Here is a 22,046-nt window from a genome sequence, read left to right on the forward strand (position 1 = left end):
GTAATGCCGTTCAGTTAAGGCCTGAACGGCATTTTCTTTTGGGGTTGGAGTTGTAAACGGCGGGCCAAGCTGTCAACGTTTGACGCGATGCTGACCGACCACCCGATCTTCATGCTGGATCGCAGCCGGACCGTCGACGGCATTTACCAGGAAATCTGGGGAGCGTTGATCGCCTACAACCTGATTCGCCGCGAAATGGCTTGCGCTGCCTTCGAGGCCAAGTGCGAACCGAGCGAACTCAGCTTCGTTCGCTCGCGCCATCTCATCCAGCACGAAAGGATGTGGGCCGCACGCACGCCTGCCTTCGCCAGGTTGCCCGCCGTCCTCAAGCGGCTCCGCGCACACCTCAAGCTGCTCATCAACGTAAAACGGCCCGATCGCAAATGCGATCGGGCCGTCAAGTCCCGTCCCGCTCGTTATCCCGCCCTCTTCCCAAGAAAGATCCCTAACTGAACGGCATCACGCTCGAAGCGGGCTTTTGGCTTGGGCGACGCGGCTTCAGACGGCCATCGGCGCGGTCAACGGCGCGTGGTGCCGGTAGTCGACGAGTGAAAAATCGGACGGCTCGATCTTTTCGAGCCATTCGGGCGCGTAAACGCCCGTCCGGGCGTAATCCGGCACGCGCGCGTCGATCGCGAGGCGCGGGCTCGGGAACGGTTCCCGCTGCAACTGCTGTTGCAGCATGTCGAGCTGATTCTCGTAGATGTGCGCGTCGCCGATGAAATACGTGAACCAGCGCGGCGTGTAGCCCGTGAGCCGGCCGACCAGCGACAGCAGCGCCGCGCCCTCGGTCAGGTTGAACGGCGTGCCGAGGCCGACGTCGTTGCTGCGGATGTACAGGCACAGCGAGATTTCGCGCTTCGCGACGTTCGGCAGGAACTGGTATAGCAGATGGCAAGCCGGCAGCGCGATCTCGTCGAGCGCAGCGGGATTCCAGCCATGAAACAGGATGCGCCGGCTCGACGGCTCGCGCATGATCGTGTCGAGGCATTCGCGCAGCTGGTCGATCGCCTTGTACAGCAGAACCTTGGGCGCGCCCTCATCGTCGAGGCGGGCGACGATCCGGTAGCCGCGCGCGAGCGCGTCGTCGATCTGCGCGCCGGCGCCCGCATCCAGCAGCTTGTAGCCGGGCCAGCGCCGCCATTGCACGCCGTACACGTCGCCGAGATCGTCGACGCCCGCGCGGTACGGATTCGCAAGCCACGCCGCATTCTCGTTCGCGTTCGCATCCCAGACCTTGCAGCCGAGCGCGCGGAACTCGGCCGCGCTGCGCGTCGCGCGCAGGAAGCCGACCAGCTCGCCGATCGCCGACTTGAACGCGAGCTTCTTGGTCGTCACCGCCGGGAAACCGTCCTGCAGATCGAAGCGCAGCATCGCGCCCGGCATGCTGATGGTGCGGATGCCGGTGCGGTTGTCCTGCCAGGTGCCGGTGTCGAGGATGGTGCGGACGAGATCGAGATACTGTTTCATGCGGGTTCCTTCGGCCGGGAAACGGCCGTACCCGCCGATTTTAACAAGCCTCGCGCCCGCTCACCCCGACAGCGGCGCCGACAGCCCATCCGGCTCCTCGCGCGCGCGCATGCCGTAGGCGCACAGCAGCCGATACAGCGTCACGCGCGACACGCCCAGCTCGCGCGCCGCATCGGCGAACCGGCCGCGATGCCGCAGCAGCGCGAGCTCGATCGCGCGACGCTCGGCGACCTCGCGGGCCTCGACGAGCGACACCGGCGCCAGCGCGACGTGCCCGTCCAGCTCGAGATCGGTGGCGGTGATCATGCGTCCCTCGGACATCACGATCGCGCGCCGCACCCGGTTGATCAGCTCGCGCACGTTGCCGGGCCAGCCGTAGTTGTGGAGCGCGGCGATCGCGCACGGCGAGAAGCCGCGCAGACGCCGGTGCGCATCGCCCTTGAAACGTTCGAGCATGTGCCGCGCGAGCACCTCGATGTCCTTGCCGCGCTCGCGCAGCGGCGGCTCGTGGATCTTCAGCACGCACAGCCGGTGGTACAGGTCCTCGCGGAAGCGGCCCTCGCGCAGCGCGGCCTGCATGTCGACGTGGGTCGCGCAGATCACCCGCACGTCGACCGGCAGCGACACGTGCCCGCCGAGGCGTTCGATCTTGCTCTCCTGCAGGAAGCGCAGCAGGCTCGCCTGGCTTTCGAGCGGCAGGTCGCCGATCTCGTCGAGAAACAAGGTGCCGCCGTGGGCCGCCTCGACCCGGCCGATTTTGCGCTGGTTCGCGCCGGTGAACGCGCCGCGCTCGTAGCCGAACAGTTCGGACTGCAGCAGCGTCGGCGGAATCGCGCCGCAGTTGAGCGCAATGAACGGTGCCTCGGCGCGGGACGAACGTTCGTGAATCGCGACCGCGGTCAGTTCCTTGCCGGTGCCGGATTCGCCGGAGATGAACACCGGCGCGTCGGTCGCGGCCACCTTGCGGATCGTCTTGAACAACGCGAGCATCGCGTCGCAGGTGCCGACCATCTCGCCTTCGCGCTGGCCGCCCGCCGGCTGCGCGAGCCCGTCCGTGAGCGTGACCATCCCGTACGCGTGGCCGATCGACTCGACGATCCGCTCGCCTTCGTACGGCACCGTCACGTAGTCGAAGCAATAGTCGCGCACGAGACGCCGCAGTCCGGCGTCCTGCAATTGTCCGCGCTGGGTCGCGGCGATCCAGCCGACATGGGGCACGGTCAGGCAGGATTCGAGGTCGGCGAGATCGCTCGGCTTCAGGCCCGCGCTCAGATCGAGCAGGCCGCCCGCGGCGGTCGCATGAGCAGCCGCGCGGCGCATCTCGCGCATCGACCCGACGCATTCGACGCGCCACCCGCGCGCATCGAAGCAATGCCGCAGATCCGTGCTCGGATCCCGCGAAAAATAGATCAGATGTCTGTCCGTCACGCCTTTCTCCCACCCGATTCGTCTAGTCACGACGCGCCCCCCGGCATGCCCGGGCGCCCGGTCAAATCGGCCTGGTACAGGCTCGATCCGCCATTTCACAGCTTAGGAACGACGTTCCCCGTAAAACGGCGCTTTTTATATGCAAAGGGCCGTTCAAAATCTTGGCCCTTTTCAATCTCGTTGATTTATTCAGCGAAGCTTACTTTTACGCGTTGCGCATGGCAAATACATTAAAACCATCATTGCCGATCAGCAACGCCTCTCCAGGCCTTCGTCCCAGCCCCATTCATCTGCTGATATTCCGAAAGACTGTCATTTTCAATTCGATTTTCATTCGTCTGGCTTCAGTGTTGTCGGTAGTCGGTCTTTTGTGAATCAGCAGTACTCCCAAGCCCCTCGTTTCAACGCTGAAACATTTTTCCGCGATTGCGGCCGCGACGCCGCGCACCTCATCACGCGAATCACGCTGCGACAACGGATTGCGCGCGATGGCACGCATTTCGCTCAATGACCCGCACACCGGAGACATGCCATGCGACACGCATTCCGTTCCTGCCGACTCCCGCTCATCGCCGCGCTCGCCGCCGCGCTGCTGCCGCTCGCCGCACTGGCGCAGGAGGCGGATGAAACCGCCCCGCCCGACACGACGTTCCTGACCTTCGTCACCGACGCTGCGTGGATGAAGCATTCCACTCAGCTCGACGAGGACACGCTCGACCTGCAACGCGGCCGCGCGACCGGCATGTTGATGGTGGCGGCCGCCCCGCAACTGCTCGTCACGAGCAGCAGCGGCGGCAGCGGCGGCAGCGGCGGCAACGGCGTGACGCTGTGGGACGAGATCGCCCCGCCGACCCCGTTGCCGATCCCGGTCGACGCGCAGCGCGCGATGCAAAGCAACAACGCGAGCTACACCCGCAAGTAAGTGAAATGTGAATGTATGCCGCGCGGCGGCCTCAAGCTCCGCCCCGCACGACGCAACCAAGGAACCGACATGACCGCCCTGCTCCATCTGTTGCCGTTGCCGCTGTCGCGCCGCGCGTTGTGCGCCGCGCTCGTCGGCTTCGCGGCGGCCGGCGCCCTCGCGCAGCAAGTCGAGAATCCCGGCGACATCATCGTCGAGCGCGACGTGACGCCGCGCATCGCCTACCGGCCCGTGCCGGTCGACCAGGATCCCGTGCTGGTGCGCGCCACGACCTTCCCGGCCAACACCTTCGATCCGATGATGGCGACCCTCGTGTCCGACACCGACCTGACCAACGCGCACGGCTCGAGCGGACTCGCGCCCAACGGGCTGATCGGCGGCACCGCCGGCATCGCGGCCGTCACGCAGATTCTCAACGGCGACCTGGTCGGCACCAGCGTCGCGCGCAACCCGAACGGCATGACCGTGCCGACGGGCGGCATCGGCGGAATGATCTCGAACTCGGTCACGAGCGCCGTGGCGCCGATCACGAGCGCGCTGGGAGGCATTCGATGAACGCCCGGCCCATCGCCCGCCGCGCGCGCGCGCAAACCGCGCCCTGGCTGTTCCTGAGCAGCGCCGCGCTGGCGCTCGCACTGAGCGGCTTCGCGCACGCCGTGCATGCGCAGGCGTTGCCCTACGTGACCGGCGCAGCATCGATCAGCCCTGGCGCAGCGACCAACGTGACCGGCGTACTGACGGTGAATGAAACGGCGGGCCTCGACAACGTCCAGGCCAATCAGCTGGTGATCAGTGGAGCGGGAGGCGCGGCAAGCGCGACTTCCGAACAGCTCGCGTACGCCGTCGCCCATACGGGCAACGCGACGGCTGGCATCGCGGGCAATGCGTTCTCGAATGTGTCTGGCGTGCTGATGGTGAATCAGAGCGCGGGCACAGCCAATCTTCAGCGCAACAGCGCGGCAGTCGGCGTGCTGGGCGCGGGAGTGGAGACCGTGTCGGATACCGAATTATCCGAGGCGGCCCCCAGAAGCGGAAACCTGGGACGACCGACGGGGGGCCAGGACATGCGCGAAGTGTCGATTAGCGGCGACGCTTTCAAGCATATCAGCGGCATCGTACAAGTCAACCAGACGGCCGGAGCCGGTAATGCCACGGCCAACAGTTTTGTGCTCCGTCCCCCGGCGGGCACTCTTTTTTAACTAAGCCACATCCGTATCGGAGCGTATTATGAAGCGCACAGTCATTGCAGCGGCGGTTCTCGCGTCGGCGGCCAGCTCCGCGTTCGCGTTCCCGCCCAATCCCTACCTGTTCAACGTAACGGGGGTAGTGGAAACGGTTGGCATCTTCGGCTGGGTTGAGCTGTTTGGTTGCGTCAGCGTATCCAGTACCGCAGGTGCCGTCATCAACAACACGCAGTCGGTCACGCTGTCGCACGTCTCGCTCGACCCGCTCTATCAGAGCTACACGAAGGGCAAGGTCACGACGTCCGTCAACAACACCTATTCGTCGGTGACGGATACGGGCGGCGCGTTCTTCACGGCCGGTCAGTCGCAATCGCTCAGCGAATCCGAAAGCATGCACGCGCATTCGGCATCGTCGACCAGCTCGAACGCCTGGATCGTGGGCGGCTCGTACTACAACGCGAACGCGCATCAAAGCTCGTCGCTCAATGCATCGGCGAGCGCGCACCAGTCGGCCAACAGCGGCGGCTCCGCGTTCATCGCGGGCGGCGCCGGCTATGCGGCAGGCACCTACAACGCCGCCAACATCACCGGCTACGCGATCCCGCTGCCCTTCGGCTTCACCGCCGGCGGCAGCGTCTCGACTGCGTCCGCCGGCTACATCGTCGGTGCGGCCGGGGCGATCTGGGGCGAAAACACCTATGCGAACCAGTCGGCGAGCCTGCACGAGCACGAGTCGCAAAGTGCGAGCCTGACCGAGTCGCAATTCGGTGCGGCGTGGGAAGCCAGCCACAGCCAGACCTCGTCGAGCACGTCGGCCAGCGAATCGCTGCATGAACACGAAAGCGCGTCGCTCACCGCCTACGCCCTCTGGGCCTTCAGCAACACGCTCGACTCGGTCAACGTATCGACCACGGGCAGCGTGACGCAGTACGTCAACACGGAAGTCGCCAGCACGCTGACCGCGACGACCGGCACGGCCGCTGCCACGGGCGTAACCGGCAATCTCGGCGTGAACATCGCCGAAGGCGTCGACAACGCGCAAAGCAACGACGTGGCGCTCGCCTCGGTGGACGTCGGCAACGTGTTCGGCAACGCGCAGATCTTCAGCAACCAAACGTCGTCGGGTTCCGCCCGGATCAACGACTTCCACCTGAACGCCTCGATCGGTGACGGCTCGCTCGCCGCCGTGTCGGGCAACGTCGGGGTGAACGTCGCGTCGGGCGTCGGCAACGTCCAGAACAACAGCCTCGCCGGCTCGGTGACGACGGTCGATCCGACCATGGCGAAGACGGTTGCGATGGTCGCGACGGACGACAACTCGCAAATGGCGTCGGCGCAGGTCAGCGGTCGGTTTGACGGCACCGCCTCACTGGGCGCGAACACGCTCACGGGCGCAACCGGCAACATCGGCGTGAACATCGCCGGTGGTGCGGGCAACCTCCAACACAACGGTCTTGCCATCGCTGCGTTGAACAACGGTCATTGACCGAAGCAGGGGAACGCGGGCCGGGAGGCATTCATCCCGGCCCGCGTGCAGGAGATCAGTATGTCCGGGGAAAACTGGCTGTCGCCTAGGCACCTCGCCGTGGCGTTCGCCGGCTGCGCGCTCTGCGCGGCCGCGTTCGCGCAGGCGAGCATTGATGCGTTTACGCTCACCGGCGTGCCGCTCACGAAGACGGTGCGCTCGATGCGCGATCTGCGCTATCGCGACATCGTCAACCAGAAGTTCGATTTCAGCTGCGGCTCCGCCGCGCTCGCGACGCTGCTCAAGTACGGCTACGACATCGACATCCCGGAACCGGAGATGATCCGCCGGATGATGGCCTTCTCGACGCCCGACACCGTGGTCAAGCACGGCTTCTCGATGCTCGACATGAAGAAATTCGTCGAGACGCTGGGGCTGCGCGGACGCGGCTTCCGGGTCGGCATCGACGCGCTCTACCACTTGCAGATTCCCGTCCTCGTGCTGATGAACATCGACGGCTACGAACATTTCGTGATCGTCAAGCACGCGGAGAACGGCCGGATTTTCCTCGCCGACCCCGCGCTCGGCAATCGCATCGTGCTCGAACAGGATTTCGCCAAAAGCTGGAACGGCCTCGTTTTCGCCGTGCTCGGCAAACCCTTCAAGGAGGACTCTCCGCTCTTGCAGAACAACGAATCGTTGGCGCTCAAGCTACGCGAGCAGGCACTCAGCACCGGCTCTGCCACGATTCCCTTCGTTGAATTCGGCTTGATCAAGGCAGATCTTTTCTGACCATCATGAAACGCTACCTCCCGCCGCTTTGCCTCGCGTGGTGCGCGACCGCGTGCGGCTTCGCGAGCAGCGCCATCGCAGCCGAAAGCGCGCCCCCCGCGCTGTCCCTTCCATTCGCCCAGGACACCGAGCCCGACGCCCTGCCCCTGCAGGACGTCGGTGACGACGTGCTCGCACAACAGACCGGCAAGTATGCCGACTCCTCGATGATTTCCGGGTTCGTTCTGAACCTGCTTTCTCAATGGCAGTTGCCGAACGGCGCGCTGGCCGTCGCGCAAGGCTCGCTGTCGGTCGCGGCCAACGCCGCGAACCACTTGTCCGCCCAGGTCTCGACGCTCGCCAAGGTGATCGGCGGCGCGGGCCCGAGCGGCGCGACGCCGAACGCGGTCGCCGCAGGCGGCCAGTCGATCTCGGTCAACGGCATCTCGCAGGTCACGCAAGTGGCCGGCAGCTACAACGGCGGCACCAACACCGCGCTGATCGACTTCAATTCGGGCGATCCGCAGGTGACGATGCTGCCCGGCGCGAGCGCGTCGTCCAGCGCCTTCGCCAGCAACGCGACCGGCACGATCAAAGCCGGCATCACCTTCGGCAACGGTGGCATCGCGCTCGCCCTGCAGACGCCTGCGGGACTCGCGCAACAGACCATCACGCCGAGCAACACCCAACAAGCGGGCGCCATCGCCCAGCTGTTGCAAATCGCGGGCAACTCACAAAACGCGAGCAACCAACTGCAGTTGCAACTGCAGACCCAGCAGATGTCGGCGTCCACGCTGAGACAGATGGGGATTCTTCAAGCGCTGCAAAACAGCGTCATGACAAGGAGATAACGCGGCTCGCAAACCGCTCGGCCTCACCATGCAGATGCGCCGTTCCAGGCGGCCGCGCACCGGTTCGATGAGCCGACGCGCGGCGGCCACACCGGGGGAAGGACCATGCACCACACAAGGTTGAACAAGTACTTGCCACGCCACGCGCTCGCGGCCATTCCGGCCGCCGCCCTGTTGTTCGCGCTGGCGCAGGGGGCAAGCGCGCAGGCGCTTGCGGATCAGTCAATGGAAGACCGCCTGAATACGCTGATGAAAGTCGTCGACGAACAACAACGCAAGATCGACGCGCTCGAGCAGCAGGTCATCGACCTGCAGATGGCGCAGCGCGGTCGCGGCGTGCCCGGCGGCAGCGCCGACGGCGTGGGCGCGCCGACCACGGTGGCGCAGTACACGCCGATCTCGCCCGCGGGCGGCGAAGGCACCGGCACCGCGACCGGCGTGCCCGTCACGCCGCCCGTGCCGCCATCGTCGGAGGGCAGCGCGGCGAGCGGGTCGGCCGGCACCATCGGCACCGACAACAAGGCCGCCCAGCCGAGCCGCACCGAGGCCGAGAACGCGGTCGTGCAGCGCGAGCATGCGCCGCTCTTCGATCACAAGCTGACGATCGACTGGGGCATCAGCGACACTTACTACGACCGCCGCCAGCTGCAGTTGTCCGGGTTCCTGGCGCTCGACGCGATCTTCCTCGGCAACCTGAATCTCGGCGAGACCAAGTCGCACCAGCTGATGACCGACGTCGACGTCCGCTACGGCCTCACCAGCCGGATCAACATCGACGTCGACGTGCCCTACCTGTACCGCACCAGCAGCTTCATCGTCGGCGGCGCGGGCGGCGCGGCGAGCACGCTGTCCGACTCGACCGTGAATTCGCACGCGCTCGGCGACGTCAACTTCGGGCTCTACTACCAGATCCTGAAGGAAACGCAGAACATGCCCGACATCGTGGCCAGCCTGCGCGTCAAGACGCCGACCGGCACCTCGCCGTTCGGCATCAAGCTCGAACAGATCGATCCGAACAACACCAACCTGGTCGCGCCGGACAAGCTGCCGACCGGCACCGGCATGTGGGCGATCACGGCCGGCGTGTCGGCGCTGAAGACCTACGACCCGATCGTGCTGTTCGGCAGCCTCTCGTATACGTACAACGTCGCGCGCTCGTTCTCCGACATCTCGTCGGTGGTCGGGCAGACCGAACCCGCCAAGGTGAAACTCGGCGACATCATCCAGTTCGGCGGCGGCGTCGCGCTTGCGTTCTCCGAGCGCGACTCGGCGAGCATCTCGTACACGATGGCGATCGAACCACAAACCGAAACCCAAGCCCCCGGCCAGGGATGGCAGAAAGTACCGGGTAGTCAGACCACGGCGTCGACGGTCAATTTTGGCCTCAACCACGTGTTCAACAAGCACCTGACGATGAATGCGTCGGTCTCCATCGGGCTCACGCCCGACGCGCCGAACTTTGTCGTGGGCGTGCGATTCCCGTACACGTTCTAGCCGTCGAAATCGAACGAGGTCATCGTGCACGATTCCCGCCCCCTCTCTCCCGCCGCCGCACCGGGCTATGCGCCGCACCTCGCGGTCGCGCCGTCCGGCTCGCGGGCGGCGGATGATCCAGCCGCGCGCGCGCTGCTGTACCTGTCGCGCGCGCCCGATGCCGTGCTGGTCGAGCACCTGGGCGCGCGCGGCTGGCAGGTGCTGACCGCCCGCACGGCCAGCGAGGCGGGGCGGCTCCTGAAACCGGACGTGCCGCACGCGGGCCTCATCGATCTCGACAGTTTCGGCGCGCGCGACCTGGCGGCGCTCGAAGGCATCCTGCGCCAGCAACAGGTCGGCTGGATCGCGCTCGCGACCGACGCGCGCCTGCACGACGCCGAGATCCGCAAGCTGATCCGCCAGTATTGCTTCGACTACGTGAAAGGCGCGCCGACGCAGGCGACGCTCGATTACCTGGTGGGCCATGCGTACGGCATGGTGACGCTGTGCGACCTCGATCTCGCGGCGGGCCTCGCGGCCAGCGGCGACGACGAGATGGTCGGCACCTGCGACGCGATGCAGCAGCTGTTCCGCACCATCCGCAAGATCGCCAACACCGATGCGACCGTGTTCATCTCGGGCGAATCGGGCACCGGCAAGGAACTGACCGCGCTCGCGATCCACGAGCGCTCGCCGCGCCGCAAGGCGCCGTTCGTGCCGATCAACTGCGGCGCGATTCCCCATCATCTGCTGCAGTCCGAACTGTTCGGCTATGAGCGCGGCGCGTTCACCGGCGCGAACCAGCGCAAGATCGGCCGGGTCGAATCGGCCAACGGCGGCACGCTGTTTCTCGATGAGATCGGCGACATGCCGATCGAAAGCCAGTCGAGCCTGCTGCGCTTCCTGCAGGAAGGCCGCATCGAGCGGCTCGGCGGCCACGAATCGATCCCGGTGGACGTGCGCATCATCTCCGCGACCCATGTCGACCTCGATGCCGCGATGCGCGACGGCCGCTTCCGCGCCGACCTGTTCCATCGCCTGTGCGTGCTGCGCGTCGACGAGCCGCCGCTGCGCGCGCGCGGCAAGGACATCGAGATCCTCGCGCACCACATCCTGCAAAAATTCAAGGACGACAGCGCGCGCCGGATCCGCGGCTTCACGCCCTGCGCCATCGAGGCGATGCACAGCTACGGCTGGCCCGGCAACGTGCGCGAGATGATCAACCGGATCCGGCGCGCGATCGTGATGGCGGACAGCCGGCTGTTGTCCGCCGCCGACCTCGATCTCGCGCAGTACACCTTGCAGCAGACGACCACGCTCGCCGAGGCGCGCGAGCATGCCGAGCGCCGCGCGATCGAGGCGGCGCTGCTGCGGCACCGCCACCGCCTGACCGAGGCGGCGGTCGAGCTGGGCGTGTCGCGCGTCACGCTGTACCGGCTGATGGGCGCGCACGGCCTGCGCGACCTCGCGTGCGCCGAACAGCGCGCGCTCGCGTGCGACGACGACAACGAGACGCCGGCCTGAGCGCGGACGGCGCGCCGCGCGCGGCGCTCCGGTAGAATCGGGCTCTTCCGGTTCGACTTCCGCCCTCCCGCATGACTACGCTGACCCTGATCGTCGCACGCGCCCGCAATGGCGTGATCGGCCGCGACAACCAACTCCCCTGGAAACTTCCCGAGGATCTCGCCTTCTTCAAGCGCACCACGATGGGCGCGCCGATCGTGATGGGCCGCAAGACCCACGAATCGATCGGCCGGCCGCTGCCCGGGCGCCGCAACATCGTCGTCACGCGCGACGCGACGCGCCGCTTCGACGGCTGCGATGCGGTCACCTCGCTGCCCGACGCGCTCGCGCTCGCCGCGCGCGACCAGGCCGCCGAGGCGTTCCTGATCGGCGGCGCGCAACTGTACGCGGAAGGGCTCGCGCACGCGGACAAGCTGATCGTCACCGAGATCGACGCCGATTTCAGCGGCGACGCGTCGTTTCCCGCGCCGGACCCGGTGCACTGGGAAGAAGCCTCGCGCGAGACGCACCGCGCGAACGCGCCGAACGATTTCGCCTACGCGTTCGTCGTCTACCGGCGCAAGCGCGCCGCCTGAGCGGCGCATCGCGCGCACCATGAAAAAAGCGCCGCGGCAAGCGGCGCTTTTGCTTTCGGGCGCGGGGTGAAGCCCGCTCCACTTACTGCCCGGCGATCGTCATCTGCTCGATCAGCACCGAGCCGGTTTCCTTGGTGCCGCGCACGATCGAATCCGCGCCGATCGCGACGATGTGGCGGAACATGTCCTGCAGCGTGCTCGCGACCGTGATCTCCTCGACCGGATACTGGATCACGCCGTTCTCGACCCAGAATCCCGCCGCGCCGCGCGAATAGTCGCCCGTCACGTAGTTGACGCCCTGCCCCATCAGTTCGGTCAGCAACAGGCCGGTGCCGAGCTTCTTGAGCATCGCATCGAAATCGTCGCCCGCCCCGGTGCGCGCGCTGCGCAGCGCGAGGTTGTGCGAGCCGCCCGCGTTGCCGGTGGTCTGCATGCCGAGCTTGCGCGCCGAATAGGTCGACAGGAAGTAGCCTTCGACCACGCCGTCCTTCACGACGCTGCGCGAGCGGGTGCGCACGCCTTCCTCGTCGAACGGCGCGCTGCCCATGCCGCGCGGCACGTGCGGGTCCTCGACGATCTGCACGTGCGGCGCGAACACCGGCTTGCCCATGCTGTCGACGAGGAACGAGGTCTTGCGATACAGCGCGCCGCCGCTCACCGCCTGCACGAACGCGCCCAGAAGGCCCGCGGCGAGCGGCGCCTCGAACAGCACCGGCACCTTGCGGGTATCGAGGCGGCGCGCGCCCATCCGCGCGAGCGCGCGCTCGGCCGCATAGCGCCCGACCGACTCGGGCGCGGCGAGATCCGCCGCGTTGCGCTTCGAGGTGTACCAGTCGTCGCGCTGCATGTGCCGGCCGCTGCCGGCGATCGGCGCGCACGCGACGTAGTGGCGCGAGTACGGATAGCCGCCGACGAAGCCGCGCGAGGTCGCGAGCACGAACTGCGAGTGCTGCGCCGAGACGCTCGCGCCCTCCGAATTGCGGATCTGCGGGCTGACCGCGAAGGCCGCGTCTTCCGCGCGGCGCGCGAGTTCGACCGCCTCGTCGGCATCGAGCTGCCACGGGTGGTACAGGTCGAGGTCGCGCGGCGCGGTTTCGAGCAGCTCGGCCTCGGCCAGGCCGGCGGCATCGTCCTCGGCCGTGAAGCGCGCGATGTTGTAGGCGGCCGCGACCGTGTCCTTCAGCGCCTCCGGCGAGAAGTCCGAGGTGCTCGCGTTGCCGCGCTTCTTGCCGATGAACACCGTGACGCCCACCATCTTGTCGCGGTTGTGCTCGATCGTCTCGACCGCGCCGCGCCGCACCGACACCGACAGGCCGTCGCCCTCGGAGATCTCGGTGGCGGCGTCGCTGGCGCCGAGCGTCTTCGCGTGACGGAGGATGTCCGACGCGATTTCTTTCAATTGGTCCTGCGTGTGCGGGAAGTAGCCCGCCTGTGCGTCGAGGTTTGCAGCCATCGTCGTGGGTGTCCGGTGGCGGGCGCATCGCCCGCGGGGTGAAAAGAAGCGTATCCCGCGATCATAGCAAGGTCCGGGATCCCGCACCCGGGTCAGCGTGCGCCGGGCGCGCCGCGATACAATGCGGCCCATGACACGCAAAACCCGTATCCAACCGATCGAGCATGCCGACGAAGACGCCGGCCACGGCTACGATCGCCCCAGCAAATCCCAGTTGAAACGCGACATGCACGCGCTGCAGGTGCTCGGCGAGGCGCTCGTCGAGCTGCCGAAGGACGCGCTCAAGCGCATGCCGATGCCGGAAAGCCTCGGCGAAGCCGTGCGCGAAGCGCGGCGCATCACCGATCACGAAGGCCGGCGCCGGCAGATCCAGTACGTCGGGCGCGTGATGCGCACGCTGACCGACGCCGAGACGGCCGCGCTGCGCACCGCGCTCGACACCCAGCGCGGCGTCAACAAGGCCGAGACCGCCAAGCTGCACTGGATCGAGCGCACCCGCGAACAGCTGCTCGCGAACGACGACGCGCTGACCGAGTTCATCCGCCGGCATCCGGCCGCCGACGTGCAGGAAGGCCGCACGCTGATCCGCAACGCGCGCAAGGAAACCGAGCAGGGCCGGCCGCCGCGCTATTTCCGCGAGCTGTTCCAGTGGATCAAGGCCGCCAGCGGCGCGCCGGGCGATGCCGCCGACGACGCCGAGGAGCCCGACGATGACGACGACACAGCGTAACCACCCCGACGAACTCGTGGTCGGCCTCGTGTCGATCAGCGATCGCGCGAGCAGCGGCGTCTACGAGGACCAGGGCATCCCGGCCCTCGAGGGCTGGCTCGGCCAGGCGCTGCGCTCGCCGTGGCGGGCCGAAACGCGGCTGATCCAGGACGACGCGCCGACCATCTCGGCCACGCTCGTCGAGCTGGTCGACGTGGCCGGCTGCGACCTGGTGCTGACCACGGGCGGCACGGGCCCGGCCCGCCGCGACGTGACGCCCGAGGCGACGCTCGCGGTGGCGACCAGGGAGATGCCGGGGTTCGGCGAGCAGATGCGGCAGATCAGCCTGAATTTCGTGCCGACCGCGATCCTGTCGCGGCAGGTCGCGGTGATCCGCGAGACCGCCGGGCACGCGGCGCTGATCATCAACCTGCCGGGCCAGCCGAAGTCGATCAGGGAAACCCTCGAAGGGCTGCGCGGCGGCGACGGCGCCGTGAAGGTGCCGGGCATCTTCGCCGCGGTGCCTTACTGCATCGACCTGATCGGCGGTCCGTACGCGGAGACTGCGCCGGAGGTGGTCGACGCGTTCCGCCCGAAGAGCGCGCGGCGCGCGCCCGGCTGAGGGCCGCGCCGCCCGCCCTTCCGCCCTCAGGCCGCCGGCGCGGCGGCCGGGATCAGGAAGTGTTCGCGGTAGTACTTGAGCTCGTCGATCGACTCGTGGATGTCGGCGAGCGCCGTGTGCATCGCGCGCTTCTGGAAACCCTTGTAGATGGCCGGCTGCCAGCGGCGGCACAGCTCCTTGAGCGTGCTGACGTCGAGATTGCGGTAGTGGAAGAAGCGTTCGAGCTCCGGCATCCAGCGCGCCATGAAGCGGCGGTCCTGGCAGATCGAATTGCCGCACATCGGCGACTTGCCGGGCGGCACGTACTGGGCCAGGAACGCCTCGATCTGCGCGGCCGCGTCGGCCTCCGTGACGGTCGACGCGCGCACCCGGTCGATCAGGCCCGAGCGGCCGTGGGTGTTCTTGTTCCAGTCGTCCATCTTGGCGAGGGTTTCATCGCTCTGGCGGATCGCGAGCACCGGCCCCTCGATGGCGACGTCGAGCGTCGAATTAGTGACGACCACCGCGATCTCGATGATGCGGTCCTCGTCCGGATTGAGCCCCGTCATTTCCATGTCGAGCCACACCAGATTCATATCGGTGCGGACAAGCGCGGGCGCGCCGGCGGGAGCGGAAGTGTCGGTCATGAGTCATCCTGGAAAATGGCGGGCGGCGAGCGGCCGCCCACGCGGCCGGAGATCGTCGAGCGAGCCCGGTCCGCAAGAACATATAATTCTCGCATAGATACCACTGGCTCCCTCGATGTCCTCCTATACGTTCACCCTGCTGTTTGCCGCCGCGGTCCTCGCGATGGTCGGCACCAAGCTATGGCTCGCGTCGCGGCAGACCCGCTTCGTCGCCGCCCATCGCGGCCGCGTGCCCGAACAGTTCCGCGCGACCATCCCGCTCGCCGCGCACCAGCGCGCCGCCGACTACACGATCGAGCGCACCCGCCTCACCCTGCTGGAGATCGTCGTCAGCGCGGCGGTGCTGGTCGGGCTCACGCTGCTGGGCGGCGTCGGCGCGCTCGACACGCTGCTGGCCGGCTGGCTCGGCCACGGCTATGCGCAGCAGGTCGCGCTGGTCGCGGCCGTGCTGGCCGTCACGAGCGTGATCGACCTGCCGTTCGAGTACTACCGGCAGTTCGGCATCGAGGCGCGCTTCGGCTTCAATCGGATGACAAAACGGCTGTTCTTCACCGATCTCGTGAAAAACACGCTGCTCGGCGCCGCACTGGGCCTGCCGCTGCTGTTCGTCGTGCTGTGGCTGATGAACCAGACGGGCGCGCTGTGGTGGCTGTGGACCTGGATCGTCTGGGGCGTGTTCCAGATGCTCGTCCTGGTGCTGTACCCGACCTTCATCGCGCCGCTGTTCAACAAGTTCGAGCCGCTCGGCGACGACGCGCTGCGCGCGCGCATCGAGGGCCTGATGACGCGCTGCGGCTTCGCCGCCAAGGGGCTGTTCGTGATGGACGGCAGCCGCCGCTCCGCGCACGGCAACGCCTATTTCACCGGCTTCGGCGCGGCCAAGCGCATCGTGTTCTTCGACACCCTGCTCGCGCGCCTGTCCGGCAGCGAGATCGAGGCCGTGCTCGCGCACGAGCTCGGCCATTTCAAACGCCGCCACGTGATCAAGCGGATGCTCGTGTCGTTCGTGCTGAGCCTCGCGATGCTCGCCCTGCTCGGCTGGCTCGCGCAGCGCAGCTGGTTCTACACGGGCCTCGGCGTGATGCCGTCGCTGACCAGCAGCAACGCGGGCCTCGCGCTCGTGCTGTTCGTGCTCGCGATGCCGGTCTTCCTGTTCTTCGTCACGCCGCTCGGCAGCCTCAGCTCGCGCAAGCACGAGTTCGAGGCCGACGCGTTCGCGGCCAGCCAGACCGACGCCCGGGATCTCGTCAACGCGCTCGTCAAGCTCTATGAGGACAACGCATCGACGCTGACGCCCGACCCGGTCTATACCGCGTTCTACTATTCGCACCCGCCCGCCTCGCAGCGCATCGACCGTCTGCTGCAACACTCATGAGCCGCCCGCCCCGTAACCAGCCGGCCCGGCCCGCCCGCGGCGGCGAGCGCGCCGAAGGGCGCGTGATCGCCGCGCACGGCCGCCACTACCTCGTGGCACCCGCGAGCGGCGAAGCCATGCTGCAGTGCTTTCCGCGCGGCAAGCGCAGCGAGGTCGCGGTCGGCGACCAGGTGTTCTACGAGCGCAGCTCGGCCGACCAGGGCGTGATCGTCGAGATCGGCAAGCGACGCAACCTGCTGTACCGCTCGGACCAGTTCAAGTCGAAGCTGTTCGCCGCTAACCTCGACCAGTTGCTGATCGTGCTCGCGACCGAGCCCTATTTCAGCGAGGATCTGCTCGGCCGCGCGCTGATCGCGGCCGAGGCCAACGCGCTCAAGCCGCTGATCGTGCTGAACAAGATCGACGTCGAAGCCGCGCTGGATGTGGCGCGCGCACGCCTCGCGCCATATCGCGCGCTCGGCTACGCGGTGCTGGAGATGTCGGTCAAGGGCCGCCCGGAGGACGCGCGCGCGCAGCTTGCGCCGCATCTCGCCGGCCACGCGACGATCCTGCTCGGCCAGTCGGGCATGGGCAAGTCGACCCTCGTCAACCTGCTCGTCCCGGACGCTGAGGCCGCCACCCGCGAGATCTCCGCGGCGCTCAACAGCGGCCGTCACACGACCACCTTCACGCGCCTCTACCCGCTGCCGGACGGCGGCGCGCTGATCGATTCGCCGGGCTTCCAGGAATTCGGGCTCTATCACCTGACGGAAGGCATGCTGGAGCGCGCGTTCCCTGAATTCCGGCCGTTGCTCGCCGACTGCCGTTTCTACAACTGCCACCATCTGCACGAGCCCGGCTGCGCGATCCTCGAAGCGGTCGCCAACGGCCGCATCGCCCCGACGCGTCACGCGCTGTACGCGCAGCTCGTGCACGAGGCGAGCCAGGTGGTGCGCTAGGCCCGCCGGGACCACGATGCGACTGAAAGCCCCCGATCTCGCGACCGCCCAGCACTGGGCCAACGTGCTGAGCGCGGCCGGCATCGGCTGCGAATTGCACAACCGCTATGCCACGGGCGCGCTCGGCGGAATCCCGGCCGACCAGTGCGGCCCCGAGATCTGGCTCGACGACGAACGCGACGAAGCGCTCGCGCGGCGCCTGATCGACGCCGCCGCACGGGGCCCGCGCGCGGACGCCGCGCCGTGGCGCTGCGGACGGTGCGGCGAGACGCTCGAAGCGCAGTTCACCGAATGCTGGCGCTGCGGCGCGGCGCGCGACCCGCGCGACGGTTGAGCGCGCCGCGCGGGAACGCCCCACGGGCAGGGGCAGATACGAAAAAGCCGGCTTCGAGCCGGCTTTTTCAATGGGCGGAACGCGAAAGGCGCGTCGACGTCACGACACCCACACCGCGATGGTCAGCATCAGCAGCAGGATCATCCACAGGATCACGGCACGCCAGACCAGCCCGACAGCCGACTGCAGCGTGCGCGGCGTGCAGTCGTCGCCGACCGTCAGCGGGCCGCTGTCGCCGACCGCGAGCGCGTCGATGCCCGACGGCTCGGCGAGCGGCCCCGCGAGGCGCGCACCCAGCGCGCCGCTGCCGGCGGCCAGCAGCACGCCGTCGTTCGGGTCGGGCCATTGGCGCGTATGGTTGCGCCACGCATAGATCGCGTCCTCGAAATTGCCGACGATCGCGAAACCAAGCGCCGTGAGGCGCGCCGGCACCCAGTCGATCACGAAGAACGCGCGCTGCGCGAAATTGGAGAAGGCCGCGGTGCGGTCATCGGCCGGCACCGACCAGCTGCGCGCCAGGTATTCCGCGATCCGGTACAGCACCGCGCCGGCCGGGCCGACCGGCAGCACGAACCAGAAGAACACGCCGAATACGTGGCGATGCGACGCGATCACCGCATGGATCAGCGTGTGGCGGACGATCTCGCCCACCGGCATGTCGACCGTGTCCATGCCGGTCCATTCGTGGAGAATCTCGCGCGCGCGCGGCACGTCGTCGTTGTTGAGCGCGAGATGAATGTCGGTGAAATAGTGGCTGAACTGGCGGAAACCCAGCGTGAAGTACACGACCACGACGTTCCACAGGAACGCGAGCACGAAACTCAGCTTGAACAACAGGAAATACACGAGCGCGACGCCCAGCACCCAGGGCAGCACGACGACCAGCCAGGCCAGCACGCCATGTTTTTTCTTGCCGGCGTCGAAGCCGTGCGCGGCGGTTTCCGCATGGAACTGAAACAGCGCGAAGACCGGATTGCTCGGCGACAGCGCGCGGACCTGTTCGATGATGAGTGCGAGGAGAACCGAGAAGAAAGTCATGCGAAAGTCGGGCGATCCGCGTTATGAGATTTTTCGCATAACGATAGCACAGCCCACGCCCGGCATGGCCTGCCGCGCCCGCAGGACAAGCTCGCCCGGGCGACCGGCATGCTCAGGCAGCCGTTAAAAAGCGGTAAAGATTGCGCAACATACCCGCTGTTGCGCCCCAGATGAAGTAATGTCCGTCGACGCGCCCATCCGGATACGGCATCGCGAAAAAACGACGCTCGCCGCCCTCCCAACGAAACACGCGCACCTCGTGGTGGGCAGGATTCATCAGGAACGCGAGCGGCACCTCGAAAATCTCGGCGACTTCGAAGGTGTCCGCCTGGACCGTGAACGGCGGATGCACGAGCGCGACGACGGGCGCCACGCAAAATCCGGTCCCCGTCAGGTAATCGGGCAGCGCGCCCAGCACCTCGACCCGCTCCTGGTCCAGCGCGATCTCCTCCCACGCCTCGCGCAGCGCGGTGGCGCGCGCATCCGCGTCGTCGGGCTCGCGGCGCCCGCCGGGGAAGCTGATCTGCCCCGCGTGATCATTGAGATGAGCGGTGCGCCGGGTCAGCAGCACGGTCAGGCCGTGCTCGCGCACGACGAACGGCACCAGCACGGCCGCGCTGCGCGGATCGCCGTCCAGGTGCACTTCGTCGGGCTCCCGGTTCCATTCGAGCGATTGCGAGAAGCGTTCGCGCAGGCCGGCGGGCGTCAGGAGGCGGGGGGCCACGGCGGGCAGATCGCTGCCGGTGGCTTCGACGGGCAGAACTTCGGGATCGATGATCGGGCGGCGGGTCAAAGGGCGCTCTTCGTATGGGCAGGGATCTGCGTATTGTCGCGCCGGAATGAAAAAAGCACCCGGAAGGGTGCTTTTTCCTTACAACATTTACGCTTGCGGAGCGGCAGCGGTGCGATCCTTCGACACCAGCTTTTCCTTGATCCGGGCCGACTTGCCCGAACGCTCGCGCAGGTAGTACAGCTTCGCGCGACGCACGTCACCGCGACGCTTCACGACGATGCTCGCCAGCAGCGGCGAGTAGGTCTGGAACGTACGCTCGACGCCTTCGCCCGACGAAATCTTGCGGACGATGAAGGCCGAGTTGAGGCCACGGTTGCGCTTCGCGATCACGACGCCTTCGTAGGCCTGGACGCGCTTGCGGGTACCTTCAACCACATTCACGTTCACGATCACCGTATCGCCGGGGGCGAATTCGGGGATGGTCTTGCCTGCGAGCGCGCGCTCGATTTCTTCCTGCTCAAGTTTTGCGATCAGATTCATCACTGACTCCTAAAACCATCATGTCGGCGTTCGCGCCTGCGGTTAACCCGGCTCGGCCCCGATAGAGGATGGATTCACATCTGGCGCCGGGCACGCATGCCGCGACACCGCCTGGTCCCGAATCCGCGAGACGACCTCAGGAGGTCTGCTTCGCTTCCTTCGGGAAACTTGCGAGCCACGCCTCATCGGCCCGGCTCAACAACTTGTTGCGACGCGCCTGGACGATCAGGTCCGGACGCTTCTTCAGCGTATTGCTCAACGCCTGCTGGCGACGCCAGCGCTCGATTTCCGCGTGATGGCCGCCGAGCAGCACGTCCGGCACCCGCTCGCCCTTGTACTCCTCGGGGCGCGTGTAGTGCGGACAATCGAGCAGGCCGTCCACGAAACTGTCCTGCACCGCCGACTGTGCATCATTGAGCACGCCGGGCAGCAGCCGGACCACCGCGTCCATCAGCGCCATCGCCGGCAATTCGCCGCCCGACAGCACGAAATCGCCGAGGCTGATTTCCTCGTCGACACAGCGATCGAGCAGACGCTGGTCGATCGCCTCGTAGCGGCCGCACAGCAGCACGACGCCGGGCTCATTCGCCATCCGCGTCACGCGCTCGTGGGTGAGCGGTGCGCCTTGCGGCGACATCATGACCACCCGCGACACCGCCACGCCCTGCTCCGCCTGCGCGGCCTTCGCCGCACCGATCGCCGCCTCGAGCGGCTTGGCCAGCATCACCATGCCGGGACCGCCGCCATACGGACGATCATCGACGGTGCGATAGTTGTCCGTCGTGAAATCGCGCGGATTCCACGTGCGCAAACCGAAACGCCCCTGCTTCACCGCGCGGCTCGTGATGCCCCACTCGGTCAGCGCACGAAACATCTCGGGAAAGAGCGTGACGACATCGAACTGCATCGCGCGCTCCTGAGCCTGATTCATTTCAGTAATCGGCTTCCCAGTCGACCACGATCCGCCGCGCCGCCTGATCCACCGTCTTGACATACACGCCGACGAACGGGATCAGCCGCTCGCCGGTCACCGGCCGACCATCCTTGCCGGTCGACGGGTAGGTGATCCGCATGATCGAATGCACGCTGTTGTCGATCATGTCGGCGACCTCGCCAAGCGAAACACCCGCTTCGTTGACGACGTCGAGACCGATCAGATCCACCCAGTAGAATTCATCGGCGGCCAGCGCCGGAAAATCGCCGCGGCCCACGAACACGCGCGTACCGCGCATCGCCAGCGCCGCATCGCGGTCATCCAGGCCGGCGAGATGCGCGACGACCGAGTCGCCATGCGTCTTCGCCTGGGACACGCGCATGCCGGCACGCGCACCGCCCTTCTGCTCCAGCCACCAGTGACGGGCCTTGAGGAGCGCATCGCCGCCTCGCCCCGCCCCGGCATGGGCCGCAATCCTGACCCAGCCCTTGAGGCCGTACGCATCGACGACCGCGCCGACCTCGACCGCATCGTCGGGCCAGGCCTGCGCCGTCTCGACGCTCGTGTGTTCCCCGCCCGCGACGCCCTGTTCGGACGCGCGCTCGACGGGCTTGCGGACGAACACGCCAAACGGCGTTCGCCCGCGCGCGCCCTTGGCGCTACCGGAATCGTGATCCGACATCAGCAAACCTCTCGGACGGCACGTCCGGCAAACCGCGCCATGTTAGGCAGCCGGCTGCGCCTTTTGCGCTTGCTTGACGAGACGCTCGACGGTCGGCGACAGCTGCGCGCCCACGCCTTGCCAGTACGCCAGACGATCTTGCACGATACGCAGTGCTTCGCCCTTCTCGGCAACCGGGTTGTAGAAGCCGACGCGCTCGATGAAGCGGCCGTCACGACGGTTACGCGAATCGGTTGCGACGATGTTGTAGAACGGGCGCTTCTTCGAGCCGCCGCGAGCCAGACGGATGATGACCATATGAAATCCTTCGGGTAAACCGGGTTCGAAACTACTGAAACACGGGATTATAGCGGGAAACAAGAGGCACAACAAACACTTACCGCACAAAATGCGCCGACG

Annotated in this window: 24 protein-coding genes and 2 pseudogenes; 15 read left to right on the forward strand and 11 right to left on the reverse strand. The window is 67.1% G+C overall.

Annotated elements, in window-relative coordinates; genetic code table 11:
* Positions 1-120: 120 nt before the first annotated feature.
* Positions 121-453: pseudogene (locus tag AC1RQF_RS21310) on the forward strand (IS4 family transposase); the annotation flags it as partial.
* A 45-nt stretch (positions 454-498) separates the two neighbouring features.
* On the opposite strand, the gene AC1RQF_RS21315 reads toward AC1RQF_RS21310, so the two are convergent.
* The 3 genes from AC1RQF_RS21315 to AC1RQF_RS21325 all read right to left on the reverse strand — a co-directional run bounded on the left by AC1RQF_RS21315 (position 499) and on the right by AC1RQF_RS21325 (position 3,397).
* Positions 499-1,470 (reverse strand): thymidylate synthase, encoded by a 972-nt coding sequence (locus tag AC1RQF_RS21315; RefSeq protein ID WP_274001942.1) that lies wholly within the window; start codon positions 1,468-1,470, stop codon positions 499-501.
* A 60-nt stretch (positions 1,471-1,530) separates the two neighbouring features.
* The gene (locus AC1RQF_RS21320; RefSeq protein WP_274001941.1) at positions 1,531-2,898 is read right to left on the reverse strand and encodes a sigma-54 dependent transcriptional regulator; all 1,368 of its coding nucleotides are present in this window, start codon (positions 2,896-2,898) and stop codon (positions 1,531-1,533) included.
* A gap of 286 nt (positions 2,899-3,184) precedes the next feature.
* The gene (locus AC1RQF_RS21325) at positions 3,185-3,397 is read right to left on the reverse strand and encodes a hypothetical protein (RefSeq protein WP_492872899.1); all 213 of its coding nucleotides are present in this window, start codon (positions 3,395-3,397) and stop codon (positions 3,185-3,187) included.
* A gap of 33 nt (positions 3,398-3,430) precedes the next feature.
* Here AC1RQF_RS21325 and AC1RQF_RS21330 point away from each other — a divergent pair, with 33 nt between their 5' ends.
* The 9 genes and pseudogenes from AC1RQF_RS21330 (at position 3,431) to AC1RQF_RS21370 (ending at position 11,663) form a co-directional block, all read left to right on the forward strand.
* On the forward strand, positions 3,431-3,820 hold the full coding sequence (locus AC1RQF_RS21330) for a hypothetical protein (protein ID WP_492872900.1): 390 nt from the start codon (positions 3,431-3,433) through the stop codon (positions 3,818-3,820).
* Between the two features lie 69 nt (positions 3,821-3,889).
* Entirely contained in the window at positions 3,890-4,375 is a 486-nt protein-coding gene (locus AC1RQF_RS21335; RefSeq protein WP_274001937.1) for a FapA family amyloid fibril periplasmic chaperone, read from the forward strand.
* Positions 4,372-5,019 (forward strand): FapB/FapC family functional amyloid domain-containing protein, encoded by a 648-nt coding sequence (locus AC1RQF_RS21340; protein WP_274001935.1) that lies wholly within the window; start codon positions 4,372-4,374, stop codon positions 5,017-5,019. The genes AC1RQF_RS21335 and AC1RQF_RS21340 overlap by 4 nt, the downstream gene beginning before the upstream one ends.
* 28 nt (positions 5,020-5,047) lie before the next feature.
* Positions 5,048-6,490, forward strand: a complete 1,443-nt coding sequence (locus AC1RQF_RS21345; protein ID WP_274001934.1) for a FapB/FapC family functional amyloid domain-containing protein — start codon at positions 5,048-5,050, stop codon at positions 6,488-6,490.
* Between the two features lie 60 nt (positions 6,491-6,550).
* Positions 6,551-7,261, forward strand: coding sequence for a C39 family peptidase (locus tag AC1RQF_RS21350; protein ID WP_274001933.1), 711 nt, complete (start codon positions 6,551-6,553; stop codon positions 7,259-7,261).
* 5 nt (positions 7,262-7,266) lie between these two features.
* Positions 7,267-8,091 (forward strand): peptidase C39, encoded by an 825-nt coding sequence (locus AC1RQF_RS21355; protein WP_274001931.1) that lies wholly within the window; start codon positions 7,267-7,269, stop codon positions 8,089-8,091.
* A 105-nt stretch (positions 8,092-8,196) separates the two neighbouring features.
* Positions 8,197-9,585: a hypothetical protein gene (locus AC1RQF_RS21360; RefSeq protein WP_274001928.1), complete on the forward strand. Its 1,389-nt coding sequence runs from the start codon at positions 8,197-8,199 to the stop codon at positions 9,583-9,585.
* A gap of 21 nt (positions 9,586-9,606) precedes the next feature.
* Positions 9,607-11,088: pseudogene (locus AC1RQF_RS21365) on the forward strand (sigma-54 dependent transcriptional regulator); the annotation flags it as partial.
* Positions 11,089-11,159: 71 nt separating this feature from the next.
* Positions 11,160-11,663: a dihydrofolate reductase gene (locus AC1RQF_RS21370; protein ID WP_492872903.1), complete on the forward strand. Its 504-nt coding sequence runs from the start codon at positions 11,160-11,162 to the stop codon at positions 11,661-11,663.
* 82 nt (positions 11,664-11,745) lie between these two features.
* Here AC1RQF_RS21370 and pmbA read toward each other — a convergent pair whose 3' ends face one another.
* Positions 11,746-13,116, reverse strand: a complete 1,371-nt coding sequence (pmbA, locus tag AC1RQF_RS21375; protein ID WP_274001923.1) for a metalloprotease PmbA — start codon at positions 13,114-13,116, stop codon at positions 11,746-11,748.
* Between the two features lie 130 nt (positions 13,117-13,246).
* Here pmbA and yjgA point away from each other — a divergent pair, with 130 nt between their 5' ends.
* Both yjgA and mog read left to right on the forward strand, forming a co-directional pair.
* The gene (gene yjgA, locus AC1RQF_RS21380; protein WP_492872904.1) at positions 13,247-13,846 is read left to right on the forward strand and encodes a ribosome biogenesis factor YjgA; all 600 of its coding nucleotides are present in this window, start codon (positions 13,247-13,249) and stop codon (positions 13,844-13,846) included.
* Complete coding sequence (gene mog / locus AC1RQF_RS21385) at positions 13,827-14,447, forward strand: molybdopterin adenylyltransferase (RefSeq protein ID WP_274001918.1); 621 nt, start codon at positions 13,827-13,829, stop codon at positions 14,445-14,447. The genes yjgA and mog overlap by 20 nt, the downstream gene beginning before the upstream one ends.
* A 26-nt stretch (positions 14,448-14,473) precedes the next feature.
* Here mog and orn read toward each other — a convergent pair whose 3' ends face one another.
* On the reverse strand, positions 14,474-15,073 hold the full coding sequence (gene orn, locus AC1RQF_RS21390; RefSeq protein WP_274001917.1) for an oligoribonuclease: 600 nt from the start codon (positions 15,071-15,073) through the stop codon (positions 14,474-14,476).
* A 115-nt stretch (positions 15,074-15,188) separates the two neighbouring features.
* On the opposite strand from orn, the gene AC1RQF_RS21395 reads away from it, so the two are divergent.
* The 3 genes from AC1RQF_RS21395 to AC1RQF_RS21405 are packed head-to-tail and all read left to right on the forward strand — an operon-like array spanning position 15,189 to position 17,720.
* Positions 15,189-16,448 carry a M48 family metallopeptidase gene (locus tag AC1RQF_RS21395; protein WP_274001916.1) on the forward strand — a complete coding sequence of 420 codons (1,260 nt, stop codon included), beginning with the start codon at positions 15,189-15,191 and terminating at the stop codon, positions 16,446-16,448.
* Entirely contained in the window at positions 16,445-17,386 is a 942-nt protein-coding gene (gene rsgA / locus AC1RQF_RS21400) for a ribosome small subunit-dependent GTPase A (RefSeq protein ID WP_492872906.1), read from the forward strand. Before AC1RQF_RS21395 ends, rsgA begins: the two co-directional genes overlap by 4 nt.
* A gap of 16 nt (positions 17,387-17,402) precedes the next feature.
* Positions 17,403-17,720, forward strand: a complete 318-nt coding sequence (locus AC1RQF_RS21405) for a putative signal transducing protein (protein WP_274001914.1) — start codon at positions 17,403-17,405, stop codon at positions 17,718-17,720.
* Between the two features lie 99 nt (positions 17,721-17,819).
* Here AC1RQF_RS21405 and AC1RQF_RS21410 read toward each other — a convergent pair whose 3' ends face one another.
* The 6 genes from AC1RQF_RS21410 to rpsP all read right to left on the reverse strand — a co-directional run bounded on the left by AC1RQF_RS21410 (position 17,820) and on the right by rpsP (position 21,944).
* Positions 17,820-18,758, reverse strand: coding sequence for a CobD/CbiB family protein (locus AC1RQF_RS21410; protein ID WP_274001913.1), 939 nt, complete (start codon positions 18,756-18,758; stop codon positions 17,820-17,822).
* 112 nt (positions 18,759-18,870) lie between these two features.
* Positions 18,871-19,551 carry a CoA pyrophosphatase gene (locus tag AC1RQF_RS21415; RefSeq protein ID WP_492872907.1) on the reverse strand — a complete coding sequence of 227 codons (681 nt, stop codon included), beginning with the start codon at positions 19,549-19,551 and terminating at the stop codon, positions 18,871-18,873.
* Between the two features lie 87 nt (positions 19,552-19,638).
* A complete protein-coding gene (gene rplS, locus AC1RQF_RS21420) occupies positions 19,639-20,031 on the reverse strand; it encodes a 50S ribosomal protein L19 (RefSeq protein WP_252987649.1) in 393 nt (130 codons plus the stop codon).
* A gap of 136 nt (positions 20,032-20,167) precedes the next feature.
* On the reverse strand, positions 20,168-20,962 hold the full coding sequence (gene trmD, locus AC1RQF_RS21425) for a tRNA (guanosine(37)-N1)-methyltransferase TrmD (RefSeq protein ID WP_492872908.1): 795 nt from the start codon (positions 20,960-20,962) through the stop codon (positions 20,168-20,170).
* Position 20,963: 1 nt separating this feature from the next.
* On the reverse strand, positions 20,964-21,647 hold the full coding sequence (gene rimM, locus AC1RQF_RS21430) for a ribosome maturation factor RimM (RefSeq protein ID WP_492872909.1): 684 nt from the start codon (positions 21,645-21,647) through the stop codon (positions 20,964-20,966).
* A gap of 42 nt (positions 21,648-21,689) precedes the next feature.
* Positions 21,690-21,944, reverse strand: coding sequence for a 30S ribosomal protein S16 (gene rpsP / locus AC1RQF_RS21435; protein ID WP_252987646.1), 255 nt, complete (start codon positions 21,942-21,944; stop codon positions 21,690-21,692).
* Positions 21,945-22,046 lie beyond the last annotated feature (102 nt).

It is taken from the genome of Burkholderia sp. GW821-FHT14F03 (assembly GCF_058803765.1).